Here is a 16417-nt window from a genome sequence, read left to right as displayed (position 1 = left end):
GCCAGAGCAACTGACTTGAGGGCGATATGGCAAGATCGAACCGTGCGCGTCACTTCAACTTTCAACGCACGACGAAAAATACACCTGAATTCAGAACCTGGTTTCGGGGTGAGCACACGAATGCCAACCCGAATGTAGCGCGCATGATCCCGGCGGACGCGGTTGGAAAATACGTGCTGAAAGGCTGGACCCCGAAAGAGCCGTTCATCACCCCTGACACACAGATTACTGCCTTTGGCAGTTGTTTTGCGGCGAATATCTCGGAATGGCTGTCGCGTCGGAACTATCGTGTTCTCAACAAGGAAGAAGATGCCAAAGATGCCTATGTCGTGACCTGTGGCGAAGGCATGGTGAATTCTTTCGTGATCCGCCAGCAATTCGAGTGGGCATGGGAAAACAAGGTTTTCGAAGGAGAGCTCTGGCACGGCTACAAGGCCGAATCCTATGGTTATGACCCTGAGGTGCAGGCGGAAACCAAACGCATATTTGACGAAACTGATGTGTTCATCCTGACCTTCGGATTATCAGAGATCTGGTATGATGAGGTCACTGGGAACGTGTTCTGGCGCACCATTCCCAAAGATGTTTATGACCCATCGCGGCACAAGTTTCGCGTGTCGACGGTCGAAGAAAACAAAGATAACCTGCGTGCTATCTACCATCTGATCCGAAAACACCGGCCGGATGCCAAGATACTGTTTACCCTGTCTCCGATCCCGCTGATCGCGACGTTCCGGGATAACTCATGCCTGACGTCGAACTCCGTCTCGAAAAGTGTTCTGCGCGTGGCTCTGGACGAAGTGGTCCGTGAGTTCCAAGACGAAGGCTTTCTGCACTATTGGCCGTCCTATGAGATCGTCACAGATGTCTTCAAGCTGCCCTATGTTGCGGATCGCAGGCATCCGAAACAAGCACCTCTGAAGTTCATCATGACGCTGTTTGAACATACCTGGTGCGTGGACGGGGACACTCCCAAACCGTCGATTTTGCAAGCTTGGGCGCAGGCCGGTGCCGAAGCTGAGCTGTTTCCGCCCGCCATGTCGCGCTGCATTCTGGCCAAACGCTGGAGCAGGTTACAGACCCTGATCGAAAAGGACGAATTCGACAACGATCCCGCTATCAATACGGCGCTTTCGAAGCTTGCGCAGGAACTGGTCGATGCTTCGAACAAGAACTGAGGTCACCTGGTAATGGTTGCACCGAATACGCTGACGAATGACGATTTCAAACTCAAAGGACAGGTCGGCAGGCGCGGCACCCGCACCCTTATAAACGTGCAGGAGATTGCGGCCAAAGACGGCTCCTACCGGTATCTGGAGATCGGCTCGTATCTGGGGAAATCCTTGCAACCACATGTCATGGATGACGACTGTATCGAAGCGCTGTCGATCGACCTGCGCCCCGAAATGACCCCGGATGCGCGGGGGGCATTAGATCAGTACAAGCATGTGACGACCCAGGATATGCTGGATGGCCTTCGGCAATATGCAAACGACAGCCAGATGCAGAAACTGTCAACACGCGAGACGACGTCCGCATCGTTGCGCTCGGACCCGCCCGAGGCCCGGTTTGATCTTGCGTTCATTGACGGCGAACACACGATCGCGGCAGCCTTTACGGACTTTTTGAACGTGCTGACCGTGATGAAAGAGAAATGCATCGTGGTCTTTGACGATACGCACATCATCTATCCGGCGGTCCAGAACGCTACGAGCTATCTGGAGAGCCTGGGTGCTGAGCATGCGGTGGTTTTTGGCGGTGGATACATCTCCGCGATCTTTATCGGCCCGGATGCTGGAGTTCGGGCGACCATGCTTAAGGACAGCAACCGGATACCACTTGAGGTGTTGGAGGCGAAATATGACGAAGTACTTGCAGATAGCTACGTAAAACGCAGCATGACGCGGTTACTGCGGCAGCAACCGGATCTGCGTAGCAAAGCTGTCAGATGTCTGCGCAATTTAGGATACCGGATTTCGTCTCCGGACGGAGAATGATATGTCAGATGGCAATTCCATGCCTGCAAAGTTGGCGGAAACAGATTCACGCTTTGACTATGAAGAGACGATTGAGGTTCAGGGGCTTCTCATCCCATTTGTACCTCAGGTCATAACACCGAAGATCGAGCGCCCTATGCGAAACAATCGCTATGAAAAGGGCGAATGCGAGGCGGTCAGAAAACTCTTGAGTTCTGGCGATCGGGTACTGGAGTTGGGTGCTGGCGTTGGTCTGATTTCCGGGGTGGCAGCTCAGGTGCCCGGTGTCGAAAAAGTTGTTGCGTTAGAAGCCAATCCTGAACTCATCGGGTTGATTGAAGAAACCCACCGCATCAACGACATTGCAAATGTCGATATTCGCAACGGAGTTGTCTGCGCGAAGAGCAGTCAAGCCATGGACTTTTATTTACGAAAGGATTTCTGGGCCGCAAGCATGGAGCCGGACTCTCGGCCATACACGCGGGTCGTGTCTGTTCCTGGTTATGGCATTGACGAGCTGTTGAAGGAATTACGTCCGACCGTCATCATCGCTGACATAGAGGGTGCCGAGCTCGATCTATTCAACAACACGTCGCTTCAAGGCGTGAACACAGTCATCCTTGAGCTACACCCAAAAGTTTATGGCGAGGCGGGACAGGATCGCGTGTTCGCCAGGTTTAATGCGCTCGGTTTTGAAGTGAACCAAGATTACCTCAAAGGTTCGGTTTGGGTTTTGGAGCGATCCGCAGATCGCTTGCAACCTGCGAGAGCGGCACTCCCTGATCCAACGCACAATCTGGAAGACCCGACGGTCACCATCATCACCTGTATGAAGAATGAGGGGCCTTTCATCCTCGAATGGCTGGCGTTTCACAAATCAATCGGCATCAGTAATTTTGTCGTTTTCTCAAATCACTGCACGGATGGCACGGATCTTCTGCTGGACCGACTGGATGAGTTGGGTGAAATCATTCACTTGCCCAATCCGGCTGTTGTGATGCAGTCGACTTACTACCAGCCTGTTGCGATTAAGTATGCGCGACAAATGCCTGTTGTCAGACGGTCTGACTATGTCATCTCGATGGACGTGGATGAATTCGTCAACATCCGGGTTGGTGACGGTCATTTTACCGATCTGTTAAGGGCGGCGGGCCCCTTTCATGCTCTGTCCATGAGCGAGCTGAATTTCACATCAAGCGGGCATAAGGCATATCACGATGTATGGTTGACTGAGGAATATAAGGTTCACGATAATCCGACGCCAGGTCCCTGGAAGGCGCGCCGAGGTGTTAAGACGATCCTGCACGGATTAGCTGCGTTCGAACGTCCGTCGAACCACCGCCCTTTGATACACCCGGGATCCGAAAATGATCTTGTATGGTTAGATGGTTCAGGCCGTCCAGCACCGTTTGAGTTCGTCACGGATGAAAAGCAGAAAAGCTATGATTGCAGGGGGGCCTATGATCTGGTGACGCTCAATCACCATGGATTACGCTCGGTAGACTCGTATCTGATCAAGATGGATCGGGGCGATGTTGTGAACAAAAACCGCAGAGTAAACAACAAATACTATCGTGTTCGGATGCGAGGCGGGTCATCAGAAAACTGGATCGCCCATCAGCTGCCAGCTGCACGGGCGGCAGAGGCTGAGTTGCTGCAGGACGCAGAAACCGAGCGTTTGCATAAGCTGTGCGTCGCCCGTCACAAGGCACGGATCGCCGAAATCGCGGATCAGCCAGACGTACGCGAGTTGAGGGAATGGATTGAGGCCAAGTATTTCTCGCCTCAAACGGAAGACTAACGGCAAATACTAGGCAAGTATTACTGCAGCGCGCGAGATACAACTCCAACACGCTGTGCGAAGTTGCGACCTTCAAGACAGAATCCTCCGCCCACACGTCACCCTTGCTGACCGAATCAACCCAATCTTCCCAGAGGAATGTTAAGCTATTGAGGATTTCTGGATTTTGGTGCCCAGGAGAGGACTCGAACCTCCACGTCCATACGGACACTAGCACCTGAAGCTAGCGCGTCTACCAATTCCGCCACCTGGGCAGGTGTCGTGGAGGGGCGTTTAAGCTGACTGGCGGGGGGCGTCAACCAGATTCGCGTCAGTTTTGTGAAGTTTTTTGTAACGCCCCCGTTAGATCGGTCAGGACCTCCGATTTTCGCAGACACGCGGCGTTATTGCGCCTTGTTCGCCGCGCGCTTGGGCGCTAGATCAAAACAGACCCAGACAGCAGGAGCGCCATCATGTCCAAACTGGTCACGATTTACGGTGGATCGGGCTTTGTCGGCCGCTATATCGCGCGCCGGATGGCCTCAGAAGGCTGGCGCGTGCGTGTGGCCGTACGGCGACCCAATGAGGCGATGTTCGTAAAGCCATACGGTGCCGTTGGTCAGGTTGAACCCATCTTGTGCAACATTCGTGATGATGCCTCGGTTGCTGCAGCGATGCATGGGGTCGATGCTGTGGTCAATTGCGTAGGTGTTCTGAACGAATTGGGGCAAAACGCATTCGACGCTGTTCAGGCAGATGGGGCTGAGCGTATTGCCCGACTGGCTGCGGCTCAAGGCATTGAGCGGATGGTGCACATTTCTGCGATTGGCGCGGATATAGATTCGGACAGCGCGTATTCGCGCACCAAAGCTCAGGGTGAGGCAGCCGTGCTACAGCATATGCCGAACGCTGTCATTCTGCGCCCGTCTGTGATCTTCGGTACCGAGGATCAGTTCTTCAACCGCTTTGCCGGAATGACTCGGTTGAGCCCGTTCCTGCCGCTGGTAGGGGCCGAGGCACGGTTTCAGCCGGTCTATGTGGATGACGTGGCACAGGCCGCGGTTCAGGGTGTTCTAGGCAAGGCCCAGCCGGGGGTTTACGAACTGGGCGGGCCTGAGACCAAGACCTTCCGTGCCCTGATGCAGCAGATGCTGGGCGTGATTCATCGCCGCCGCGTCATTCTGAGCGTACCATTCCTGGCCGCGAAGGTTATGGCCGGGGCTTTGGATATAATGAAATTCGTCAGTTTCCAGGTGTTCCCGAACAACATCCTGACCCGCGATCAGTTGAAGAACCTACGGCGCGACAATGTCGTGTCGGAAGGCGCGAAAGGATTTGCTGAGTTGGGGATCGAGCCCACTACGCTCGAGTCGGTGCTGCCAGACTACCTGTGGAAGTTCCGCCCGTCGGGTCAATATGACGACATTCAGAATTCGGCCAAAAACCTGCGGATCTGATCAGCTGTAAGCGATCACAAGCAAGACCACACCCAGAATGACCCGGTATATCACGTAGGGTGTAAAGCTGACGCTACGCAGCAGTCGCATCATCAGGCTGAGTGCCAACAGGGCCGATGCAAAGGCAAAGACTGCCGCGATCGCTCCGTCCTTGGCCAGTTGCATATTGGCTTGCTGGATCACATCAAAAGACAACAGCACGCCCGAGGCTAGAATGGTCGGGATCGACATCAGCATCGCAATCCGGGCACCATCTTCGCGGGTGTAACCAAGTTTGCGTGCGCCGGTAATGGTGATGCCCGAGCGTGACGTCCCCGGGATCAGTGCTAACATCTGCCAGACACCCATGATGAGTGCATCGCGTAAGTTCCAGTCGTCTGCTTGTTTGGTCTGTGCGCCCTTCTGATCCATCCAGTAAAGCAGCAGCCCGAAGCCCAGCATCGTCCAGCCGATTACGGCAATCGACCGTAGAGCTTGTTCGAGGCCGGTCATGTAAATGATTGCACCCGCGATCACGGTCGGGATCGTGGCGATGATCAAACCCAGTGCCAGACGCGCCTCTGGCCGGTCGGTGCGACCTTGCAGCGCCTCAGGAAGGCCGGACAGCGCTTTTCTTACATCGCTCCAGAAATACAAAACGACCGCACCCAGCGTTCCCACATGGACTGCGACGTCAATCGCAAGCCCTTGGTCGTCGATCCCTGTGAGGCTGGGCAGCAGAATCAGATGTCCCGATGATGACACGGGCAGAAACTCGGTGACGCCCTGAATAATCGCCACGAGAATCAGGTGGAAAAGGCTCATCTGCTCGACCCTGCGCTATGGTCATATTGTTGTGACCAATGGGTATAAGTGTGGTGCGCGAAAGGAAAGTGCTCAAATAGGTCCGAATCGGAACTAAAATCGGGAATAATTTTGCGTTCAAAGTCGAATTTCCCTGAGTATTTGATAAATAAGTCAGTAATATTGACTTTTATTCTGACTGCTCATCTTTTAAAGAGGCCTGACCTAGCCAATTCATGGAGTCTGACCCGTGGCCAAGCAACCGATGCTGAAATTTGTGCAGATCGATCGCGTCATGCCTGAAAAGCGTGCTGCAAATGACCGCAAGGAAGACTTTGACGAAATCTATGCCGAGTATGCGGCCGAGAAGGCAGCTGAGCAGGCCAGCCGCTGTAGCCAATGCGGTGTGCCCTATTGTCAGTCGCACTGCCCGCTGCACAACAACATCCCCGATTGGCTGAATCTGACAGCAACAGGACGCCTTGAAGAGGCCTATCAGACCAGTCAGGCCACCAATAACTTCCCCGAGATTTGCGGACGTATCTGCCCGCAGGACCGCCTGTGCGAGGGTAATTGTGTGATCGAGCAATCCGGCCACGGCACGGTCACGATCGGCTCGATCGAGAAATACATCACTGACACTGCGTGGGACCAAGGCTGGGTGAAACCAGTCGCACCGGGCGCTGAGCGCAGCGAGAGCGTTGGTATCATCGGCGGCGGGCCGGGTGGCCTTGCGGCAGCGGATATGCTGCGGCGTGCGGGCATTCAGGTGACCGTCTATGACCGCTATGACCGCGCGGGCGGTTTGCTGATGTATGGCATCCCCGGCTTCAAGCTGGAAAAAGACATTGTGCAACGGCGCAATGACCTGCTGGCCGATGGCGGCGTCGCGTTCGAATTGAACTGCGACGTGGATGCCGCGAAGTTCGAAGAGATCCGCACCAAGCATGACGCGGTGATCATTGCCACCGGCGTTTACAAATCCCGCGATTTGTCCATGCCGGGCAGCGGTCTGGCCGGGATCGAGAAAGCCATCGACTTTCTGACCGCCTCGAACCGTAAGAGCTTCGGAGATGAGGTTGAAGAATTCGATAATGGCCGCCTGAATGCCGAGGGCAAAAAGGTTGTCGTGATCGGTGGCGGTGACACCGCGATGGATTGTGTGCGCACGTCGATCCGTCAGGGCGCGACCTCGGTCAAATGCCTCTATCGCCGCGACCGCGCCAACATGCCAGGTTCGCAGCGTGAAACGCAGAATGCCGAGGAAGAAGGCGTAATCTTCGAATGGCTGAGCGCGCCCAAAGGGTTCACCGGCGATGACACGGTCTCAGGCGTGATGGTGCAGAAGATGCGCTTGGGTCAGCCCGATGCGTCGGGACGCCAGGCCCCTGAGGTGATCGAAGGCGCGGATTACGTCGAAGAAGCCGATCTGGTGGTCAAGGCACTGGGGTTCGAGCCCGAAGACCTGCCAACCCTGTTCGGTCAATCTGACCTGCCGGTGACCCGCTGGGGTACAGTCAAAGCGGCCTTCCAGACTGGTGAGACCGAGATGGACGGTGTCTATGCCATTGGTGACATCGTGCGCGGTGCCTCTTTGGTCGTATGGGCGATACGCGATGGTCGTGACTGCGCCGAGGCCATTATCGACCGGTTTAACAGCAAGGCAGCAGTCGCAGCCGAGTAACCCCAAGCCCAGCGACAGGAGGGACAGCAATGCCCGAATTGCAAGGCCAATGCATGTGCGGCGCGGTCACCGTGACCGCCACTCCGGTGAAGGACACGCTGGGAGCCTGCCATTGCGACCAGTGCCGCCGCTGGACAAGTTCGATGCTGGTGACGTTTCCGGCCGAGCCCGGCTATGCTGCTTTGGGCCCGGTCAAAACCTTCACCTCGTCGGAATGGGCCGAGCGTACCTTTTGCGCCGATTGTGGCTCGGCGCTCTGGTACCGGATCACACTGCCGGGCGAGATGCACGGCCAGACACAGATGGCGGCGGGCCTGTTTGATGACACAGGCTACGCGCTGAAACTTGAACTTTATATCGACAAAAAGCCCGAGGGCTATGCGTTCGCAGGCGAGCGCCGGCAGATGACCAAAGCTGAGGTCGAAGCCATGTATGCCCAACCGGAAGAAGGAGACAGCCAATGACCAAATATGATGCCGATTGGGTGCGGGCCGAGGAAGCCAAGCGTCAGTGGATGGCCGAAAACGGTCTCTATTCCGAGGAAGAAGAGCATTCCTCTTGCGGTGTAGGTCTTGTTGTATCCGTTGACGGCAAGCCGTCGCGCAAGGTTGTCGACGCTGGGATCGATGCGCTCAAGGCGGTCTGGCATCGCGGTGCCGTCGATGCCGATGGCAGAACCGGCGATGGTGCGGGTATCCACGTACAGATCCCGGTGCCCTTTTTCTATGACCAGATCCGCCGCACGGGCCATGAGCCCAACATGGATCAGTTGATCGCGGTTGGTCAGGTCTTTCTACCGCGCACCGATTTTGGGGCGCAGGAGCAATGCCGGACTATCGTAGAAACTGAAGTTCTGCGCATGGGCTACTACATCTACGGCTGGCGTCATGTGCCTGTCGATGTCACCTGCCTGGGTGACAAGGCTAACGCAACCCGTCCTGAGATCGAGCAGATCCTGATCTCGAACTCCAAAGGCGTAGACGAAGAGACGTTCGAGCGTGAGCTGTATGTCATCCGTCGCCGCATCGAGAAGGCAGCGATGGCTGCGGGTATTTCCGGTCTGTATCTGGCGTCGTTGTCCTGTCGCTCGATCATTTACAAAGGTATGATGCTGGCCGAGCAGGTCGCGGTTTTCTACCCCGACCTGATGGATAAACGGTTCGAGTCCGCCTTTGCGATCTATCACCAGCGCTATTCGACCAACACCTTCCCACAATGGTGGCTGGCGCAGCCGTTCCGCATGCTGGCCCATAATGGTGAGATCAATACGCTCAAGGGCAACGTCAACTGGATGAAGAGCCATGAGATCCGCATGGCCAGTGGAACCTTTGGCGACTATGCCGAAGACATCAAGCCGATCATCGCCGGTGGATCATCAGATTCGGCCGCATTAGACTCAGTTTTTGAGGTTCTGGTACGCGCGGGCCGCTCGGCCCCGATGGCGAAAACCATGTTGGTTCCGGAAAGCTGGTCCAAGCAGGCGGTGGAACTGCCGCAGGCCTGGCGCGACATGTATTCCTACTGCAACTCGGTGATGGAGCCGTGGGATGGTCCTGCCGCTCTGGCCATGACCGATGGTCGCTGGGTCTGCGCCGGTCTGGACCGGAACGGTCTGCGCCCGATGCGCTATGTGGTCACCGGCGATGGTCTGGTGATTGCCGGGTCCGAGGCCGGGATGGTCCCGATTGATGAGGCCTCGGTGGCCGAAAAGGGCGCTCTGGGTCCGGGTCAGATGCTGGCCGTGGATATGAAGAAGGGCAAGCTCTTCCGCGACAAGCAGATCAAAGACAAGCTGGCGCGGGCGCTGCCGTTCGGAGAATGGGTCAGCAAGATCAACGACGTGGATGCCACGTTGGGCAGTGCGAGCGAAAAACCCCTGTTTTCGGGCGAAGAGCTGCGCAAGCGTCAAATCGCTGCCGGCTACTCAGTTGAAGAGCTGGAACAGATTCTTGCGCCTATGGCCGAAGATGGCAAAGAGGCGCTGGCGTCGATGGGGGATGACACACCCTCGGCCGTGCTGTCGAAGCAGTATCGCCCGCTCAGCCACTTCTTCCGGCAGAATTTTAGCCAGGTCACCAACCCACCGATCGACAGCTTGCGCGAATATCGCGTCATGTCGTTGAAGACACGGTTCGGCAACCTGAAGAACGTGCTTGACGAGGACAGCAGTCAAACCGAGATCGTGGTTCTGGAAAGCCCCTTTGTAGGCAATGCGCAATGGGAGTTGCTGGTTGGGCAGTTCAATGCCCCTCTGGCCGAGATTGACTGCAGCTTTACCCCGGGCGAGGGGCAGTTGGACGTGGCCCTTAGCCGTATCCGTGCCGAGGCGGAGGAGGCCGTGCGCTCGGGCGCTGGGCATCTGGTGCTAACGGATCATCATTCGGGGCCGGACAAGGTGGCGATGCCGATGATTCTGGCCACCAGCGCGGTGCACAGTCACCTGACTCGGCAAGGTCTGCGAACGTTCTGCTCGCTCAACGTACGGTCGGCTGAATGCGTCGATCCACACTATTTCGCGGTGCTGATTGGTTGTGGTGCGACCGTCGTGAACGCCTATCTGGCCGAGGATTCTTTGGCGGACCGGATCGATCGGGGACTGCTGGACGGCACCCTGACCGAAAACGTGGCGCGGTATCGCGAGGCGATTGATCAGGGTCTGCTCAAGATCATGGCAAAGATGGGCATTTCCGTCGTGTCCTCGTATCGCGGCGGTCTGAATTTCGAAGCAGTCGGTCTGAGCCGCGCCATGGTGGCCGAGTATTTCCCCGGTATGACGAGCCGGATTTCAGGCATTGGTATCCATGGCATTCGCGTCAAGGCCGAGGCGATACATGCCAAGGGTTGGACCAATGGCTTGGATGTGCTGCCCATCGGTGGTTTCTACAAGGCGCGCAAATCAGGTGAGACCCACGCGTGGGAAGCGACCTCAATGCATATGATGCAAATGGCCTGTAATAGAGCCTCATATGAGCTGTGGAAGCAGTATTCGGCAAAGATGCAGTCGAATCCGCCGATCCACCTACGCGATCTGATGGATTTCAAACCGCTGGGCAAGCCGGTGCCGATTGAAGAGGTGGAATCGATCACTTCGATCCGTAAACGCTTTGTCACGCCGGGCATGTCGCTGGGCGCGCTGAGCCCTGAGGCGCACAAGACGCTGAACGTGGCGATGAACCGGATTGGTGCGAAATCCGACTCAGGCGAGGGCGGAGAAGACCCGGCGCATTTCGTGCCGGAACCCAATGGCGACAATCCCTCGGCCAAGATCAAACAGGTAGCCTCGGGTCGGTTCGGTGTAACCGCCGAGTATCTGAACCAGTGTGAAGAGTTGGAGATCAAGGTCGCCCAAGGTGCGAAACCCGGTGAGGGTGGCCAGCTGCCGGGCATGAAGGTCACCGACCTGATCGCACGTCTGCGTCATTCGACCAAGGGCGTTACGCTGATCTCACCGCCGCCACACCACGACATCTACTCGATCGAGGATCTGGCGCAGCTGATCTATGACCTGAAGCAGATCAACCCGCGCTGCAAGGTGACGGTGAAACTGGTGGCGTCCTCGGGCGTTGGCACGATTGCTGCCGGTGTGGCCAAGGCGAAGGCGGATATCATCCTGATTTCGGGCCACAATGGTGGTACCGGCGCGTCGCCCGCGACCAGCATCAAGTATGCTGGCCTTCCGTGGGAGATGGGCCTGACCGAGGCGCATCAGGTTCTGGCTATGAACAACCTGCGCGACCGCGTCACCCTGCGGACCGATGGTGGCCTACGGACCGGTCGTGACATCGTCATGGCTGCGATGATGGGGGCCGAGGAATACGGCATCGGCACCGCCGCACTGATTGCGATGGGCTGTATCATGGTACGTCAGTGCCAGTCGAACACCTGCCCTGTCGGTGTCTGTACGCAGGACGAAGACCTGCGGGCCAAGTTCACCGGCAATGCGGATAAGGTCGTAAACCTGATCACCTTCTACGCGCAGGAGGTGCGCGAGCTGTTGGCAAGCCTGGGTGCGCGTTCGATTGATGAGATCATCGGCCGGGCCGATCTGCTGGCTCAGGTCAGCCGTGGCTCGGCGCATCTGGACGATCTGGACCTGAACCCGCTGCTGATCACTGTCGATGGGGCGCATGACATCGTTTACAACCGCGACAAGGATCGGAATGCGGTGCCGGATACTCTGGACGCCGAGATTGTGCGTGACGCCGCCCGGTTCCTGAAAGACGGTGAGAAGATGCAGCTTTCTTATGCTGTACAGAATACGCATCGGACCGTGGGTACGCGGGTTTCCAGCCATATCGTGCAGAATTTCGGTATGCGGAACACGTTCCAGGATGACCACCTGCATGTGAAACTGCAGGGCTCAGCCGGGCAGTCTTTGGGGGCCTTTGCGGCTCCAGGCCTCAAGCTGGAGGTCTCGGGTGATGCCAACGACTATGTTGGCAAGGGTCTGTCAGGCGGCATGATCGTCGTGCGCCCACCGCAGGTTAGCCCGCTGAAGGCGGATGACAACACCATCATCGGCAACACCGTCCTCTACGGTGCCACCGACGGCTATCTGTTCGCAGCAGGCCGTGCTGGTGAGCGCTTTGCGGTGCGAAACTCGGGCGCGAAGGTGGTGATCGAAGGCTGTGGCTCGAACGGATGTGAATACATGACCGGCGGTGTGGCCGTGATCCTGGGCGATATTGGTGCCAATTTCGGAGCGGGCATGACCGGGGGCATGGCCTATCTGTACGACCCGGACGGTAAAGCCGAAGCCCTGATGAACAAGGAGACCCTGGTCACCTGTCCAGTGACGGTCGACCACTGGGAAGATCAGCTGAAATCGTTGATCGAGCGCCACGCTGCAGAAACCTATAGCCGCAAGGCCGCAGATCTGCTTCAGCATTGGGATGTCGAAAAGGCACACTTCCTGCAGGTTTGCCCGAAAGAGATGCTGAACAAGCTCAGCCATCCATTGACTACGGAAGTGGCAGCCATGCCGGCAGAATAGGCTCTGATGCAGGCAGAATCTTAACCTTGCGTGTTTGAAAAGACACGCAAGGCCCTCATTTGCGTATGCATAATGCACCGATTCTTGCCCGCATTGGCAAAAAACACCTAGCTTTGGACATAGTTTGTTCTGGAATTGCGGGCATGCTGCGTTCCTACAGATATGAGTGAAGTGGAGTTGTTACATGCCCACGAGTTATACAGATCAGTTCTTTTTGCTCGACCCGGCAAACCCCGGGGCGAACGGTACGGTGGTGGGCTCCACTCTGACTGTGCAAAGTTTCGAGATCATCGACCAGAATGACAATGATCTGATCAACCGGCTGAATGGCGACTCGGTGGATGGGGTGGATATTACCGCCTCGTATTTCAACGATATGGTGACAATCGAGCTGCCAGATGGAACTCAGGTCACTTATACCGGCGTCACCTTCTATCTGGCCGATGGGCGAGAGGTATTCACGCCAACCGATGGATCGGTACTGCAGCAGGGCACATTTGTATCTTCGTCTGTGACCGATTTCAGCGACAACGGCGGGTCCTTTGGTTCGGTCGACATCAACAATGGTGATCTTGGCCCGCCCTGTTTCATGCCAGGCACTTTGATCGACACTCCCGATGGACCGCGTTTGATTGAAGACCTCGAAGCCGGTGATCTGGTGACAACCGCCGACAGCGGTGCAAAACCTCTTCTTTGGGTGGGACGCACGGTGGTGGAGGCCGATGGAAAATTCGCTCCGATCCGGTTCGAGGCCGGTTTGTTTGGGCTGACGAGTCCGCTGCTAGTGTCACCGCAGCACCGGATGCTGATCGACGATTGGCGCGCGCCCTATCTTTTTGGCCATGCTGAGGTGTTGATCGCTGCCCATTGTCTGGTGAACGGTACCACTGTGACCCGTGTTGAAGGCGGAAAGGTGGAATATATCCACCTGCTGTTCCGGCGTCATGAGATCATATTTGCCAACGGCGCCAAGAGCGAAAGCTATTATCCCGCCCATGCGGTTTCGCAATCAGAACGTGACACGCAAGCCGAAGTCCTTGCATTATTCCCCGAGTTGCAAGCCCGTGGGGCGGTTGCGGCCAAGACCGCACGCCCGGTGATCCGACCGCGCGATGCGCGCTTGATGGCGAAATAATCCGTTTCAAATACGCTGGTCGCGGCGTATAGCAGGGCATGGCAAAAAAAGCAGGCCGCAAGACAGGCGGTAAGAAAAAGCAGGCGACTAAGACAAGCAGTATATCAGGCGCGATCGTATGGATCCGGCGCTGGGCTTTGCGCGCCGTCCTGGCCGTGTCTGTGGTTTTTGCGGCTCTGGTGCTGGTCTATTCGGTCGTGAATCCGCCCGTCACACACACCATCTGGTCCGAGTGGCGGCGGCTGGGCAAGGTCGAGCGTGAGTGGGTGCCGATCGAAGAGATCGCGCCTGTCATGGCACGGTCGGTCGTCGCGGCCGAAGATGCCAACTTCTGCCTGCATTGGGGGTTTGACGTTGAAGCGATCAGAGATGCGTTGGAAGACGGCGGCAATCGCGGGGCCTCAACAATCACGCAACAAGTGGTGAAGAACGTGTTCCTGTGGCAGGGGCGCAGCTGGGTGCGCAAGGCACTGGAGACCTCGATGACTCCGGTCGTTGAGCTGATCTGGAGCAAACAGCGCATCCTTGAAGTTTATCTGAATGTCGCTGAAACCGGACAGGGTGTCTTTGGCGTCGAGGCAGCGGCACAGAAATACTATGGTGTCAGCGCCGACAAGATGTCCCCCGTGCAGGCGGCGCGGCTGGCAGCGATCCTGCCGTCCCCACGCAACCGCTCGGTGACGGACCCGTCGGTCCGGACCCGGCGGCGCGCGGCTTCGATCCTTGATGGAGCGGCCACCATCCGCGCAGATGGACGCGCCGATTGTTTCGAGGATTGAAACCTCGCCCCCTCAGCGGCTAAAGCTTGAGGCGTATTCTACTGGTTCGAATGGAAGTCCATGGCGCGTCTGTTTCACGTTCCCCTCTCACCCTACTGCCGCAAAGTTCGCCTGTCTCTGGCCGAAAAGAAGATCGAGGTTGAGCTAGTCGAAGAACGATACTGGGAGCAGGACCCGGATTTCCTGCGTCGCAATCCGGCAGGGAAAATTCCGGTACTGCGGCTCGACGGTCAGATCATGGCCGAGAGCGCGGCGATCTGCGAATATATCGAAGAGACCCGCCCCGAGCCTCCTTTGATGCCTAAGAAACCCGAAGCGCGTTATGAGGTGCGGCGTCTAGTGGGGTGGTTTGATGACAAGTTCCATCACGAGGTCACTTCAAAGCTCCTCTATGAGCGGGTGAACAAGAAGGTGACGGGGCAGGGCTATCCGGACAGCAAGAACGTCAAGGAGGGGGCGCGGGCGATCAAGTACCATCTGGATTACATGGCCTGGCTGCTGGACCATCGCCGCTGGCTGGCCGGGGATCAGATGACATTGGCCGATTTTGCCGCTGCGGCGCATTTGTCGGCGCTGGATTATATTTCGGACGTGGACTGGAACCGGAGTTCAGCGGTGAAGGATTGGTACGCCAAGATCAAGTCCCGTCCGGCTTTCCGCTCGATTCTGGCGGATCAGGTCCCGGGATTCCGGCCGCCTCCGCATTACGCTGATCTGGATTTCTGATATTCAGAGTAGGACCGGGGCTGTCTGCCCCTGGCCCGAAGGTATTTTAGCCAAATGAAGAGCGGATCGGAGCTGAAGGAGCGGTTGGTGGAGCAAGCCCTGTCTGAGGGGTTTGTCGCTTGTCGAGTGTGTCGTCCATGGGATGTACCACAGGTACCTGAGCGGTTGGCTGCTTTTCTGGAGGCCGGGTATCATGGGCAGATGGGCTGGATGGCCGAGCGTAGTCATTGGCGCGGCGATCCATCTGTGCTGTGGCCAGAGGCGCGGTCGGTGATCATGCTGGCTGAGAGTTATACACCCGCCCATGATCCGACTGAGGTGTTGGCGCATCCTGAGCTGGGCGCGATCTCGGTCTATGCACAGAACAAGGATTATCATGATCTGGTCAAGAAACGCCTGAAGCGCCTGGCGCGTTGGCTGATTGCCGATGCAGGCGGCGAGGTTAAGGTCTTTGTGGATACCGCACCGGTGCCAGAGAAAGCACTGGGGCAGGCTGCAGGGTTGGGCTGGCAGGGCAAGCATACGAATCTAGTCAGTCAGGATTGGGGGAATTGGGCCTTTTTAGGGTCTGTTTTCACCACATTGGATTTGCCCGTGGATGGTGCTGAGGTTGATCACTGCGGATCGTGCCGGGCCTGTTTGACAGCCTGTCCAACTGATGCCTTCCCGGCGCCCTATCAGTTGGATGCGCGCCGTTGTATCTCGTATCTGACCATCGAGCATAAGGGCCCGGTAGATGAGGATTTACGGGCGCTGTTGGGGAATCGGATATATGGCTGTGATGATTGTCTGGCCGCGTGCCCCTGGAACAAGTTTGCGGTCGCGGCGAGCGACTTTCGCTATGCGGCGCGTGAAGATTTGAGCGCGCCACCGCTGGCGGAACTGGCGATGCTGGATGATGCGGCGTTTCGGGCGAAGTTCTCGGGGTCGCCAATCAAACGGATAGGGCGGGATCGGTTTGTGCGGAACGTGCTTTACGCGATCGGAAATTCCTCTCAACCCGCGTTGAGGCATATTGCCCAAGGACTGACCGATGATCCCGATCCAACCGTGGCTGACGCTGCGCGCTGGGCGGTGTCTCAGTTGTCGTAAACGGGCTGGACG

The 16417-nt window shown here is 57.0% G+C and carries 12 protein-coding genes and 1 tRNA gene; 11 read left to right on the top strand and 2 right to left on the bottom strand.

Annotated elements, in window-relative coordinates:
• The first annotated feature begins 26 nt into the window (after window positions 1–26).
• Genes ACR0IV_RS15365 through ACR0IV_RS15355 form a run of 3 tightly spaced genes read left to right on the top strand, consistent with a single transcriptional unit; the run spans window position 27 to window position 3777 of the window.
• Complete coding sequence (locus ACR0IV_RS15365) at window positions 27–1178, top strand: GSCFA domain-containing protein (RefSeq protein ID WP_480660630.1); 1152 nt, start codon at window positions 27–29, stop codon at window positions 1176–1178.
• 12 nt (window positions 1179–1190) lie between these two features.
• A complete protein-coding gene (locus ACR0IV_RS15360; protein ID WP_480660628.1) occupies window positions 1191–1997 on the top strand; it encodes a class I SAM-dependent methyltransferase in 807 nt (268 codons plus the stop codon).
• Window position 1998: 1 nt separating this feature from the next.
• Entirely contained in the window at window positions 1999–3777 is a 1779-nt protein-coding gene (locus tag ACR0IV_RS15355) for an FkbM family methyltransferase (RefSeq protein WP_480660626.1), read from the top strand.
• 167 nt (window positions 3778–3944) lie between these two features.
• Here the strand turns inward: ACR0IV_RS15355 and ACR0IV_RS15350 are convergent.
• Window positions 3945–4031: transfer RNA gene (locus ACR0IV_RS15350), tRNA-Leu, on the bottom strand.
• A 198-nt stretch (window positions 4032–4229) separates the two neighbouring features.
• Between ACR0IV_RS15350 and ACR0IV_RS15345 the strand changes: the two genes are divergently transcribed.
• Entirely contained in the window at window positions 4230–5213 is a 984-nt protein-coding gene (locus ACR0IV_RS15345) for a complex I NDUFA9 subunit family protein (protein WP_480660624.1), read from the top strand.
• On the opposite strand, the gene ACR0IV_RS15340 is transcribed toward ACR0IV_RS15345, so the two are convergent.
• Entirely contained in the window at window positions 5214–6017 is an 804-nt protein-coding gene (locus tag ACR0IV_RS15340) for an undecaprenyl-diphosphate phosphatase (RefSeq protein WP_480660622.1), read from the bottom strand.
• A gap of 229 nt (window positions 6018–6246) precedes the next feature.
• On the opposite strand from ACR0IV_RS15340, the gene ACR0IV_RS15335 reads away from it, so the two are divergent.
• The 7 genes from ACR0IV_RS15335 (at window position 6247) to queG (ending at window position 16405) form a co-directional block, all read left to right on the top strand.
• Window positions 6247–7680, top strand: a complete 1434-nt coding sequence (locus tag ACR0IV_RS15335; protein ID WP_480660620.1) for an NAD(P)-dependent oxidoreductase — start codon at window positions 6247–6249, stop codon at window positions 7678–7680.
• Between the two features lie 29 nt (window positions 7681–7709).
• Window positions 7710–8144 carry a GFA family protein gene (locus tag ACR0IV_RS15330; protein WP_480660618.1) on the top strand — a complete coding sequence of 145 codons (435 nt, stop codon included), beginning with the start codon at window positions 7710–7712 and terminating at the stop codon, window positions 8142–8144.
• The gene (gene gltB, locus ACR0IV_RS15325; protein ID WP_480660616.1) at window positions 8141–12673 is read left to right on the top strand and encodes a glutamate synthase large subunit; all 4533 of its coding nucleotides are present in this window, start codon (window positions 8141–8143) and stop codon (window positions 12671–12673) included. Before ACR0IV_RS15330 ends, gltB begins: the two co-directional genes overlap by 4 nt.
• Window positions 12674–12857: 184 nt before the next feature.
• Complete coding sequence (locus ACR0IV_RS15320; RefSeq protein WP_480660614.1) at window positions 12858–13808, top strand: Hint domain-containing protein; 951 nt, start codon at window positions 12858–12860, stop codon at window positions 13806–13808.
• A gap of 38 nt (window positions 13809–13846) precedes the next feature.
• Entirely contained in the window at window positions 13847–14587 is a 741-nt protein-coding gene (gene mtgA, locus ACR0IV_RS15315) for a monofunctional biosynthetic peptidoglycan transglycosylase (RefSeq protein WP_480660612.1), read from the top strand.
• Window positions 14588–14647: 60 nt separating this feature from the next.
• Window positions 14648–15313, top strand: a complete 666-nt coding sequence (gene fzlA / locus ACR0IV_RS15310) for an FtsZ-binding protein FzlA (protein ID WP_480471243.1) — start codon at window positions 14648–14650, stop codon at window positions 15311–15313.
• Window positions 15314–15367: 54 nt separating this feature from the next.
• Window positions 15368–16405, top strand: coding sequence for a tRNA epoxyqueuosine(34) reductase QueG (queG, locus tag ACR0IV_RS15305; RefSeq protein ID WP_480660610.1), 1038 nt, complete (start codon window positions 15368–15370; stop codon window positions 16403–16405).
• Window positions 16406–16417: the final 12 nt, after the last annotated feature.

It is taken from the genome of Ruegeria sp. C2, assembly GCF_056537765.1.
The sequence above is the reverse complement of the archived record's forward strand: the minus strand, read 5'-3'. Positions and strand labels throughout refer to the sequence as shown.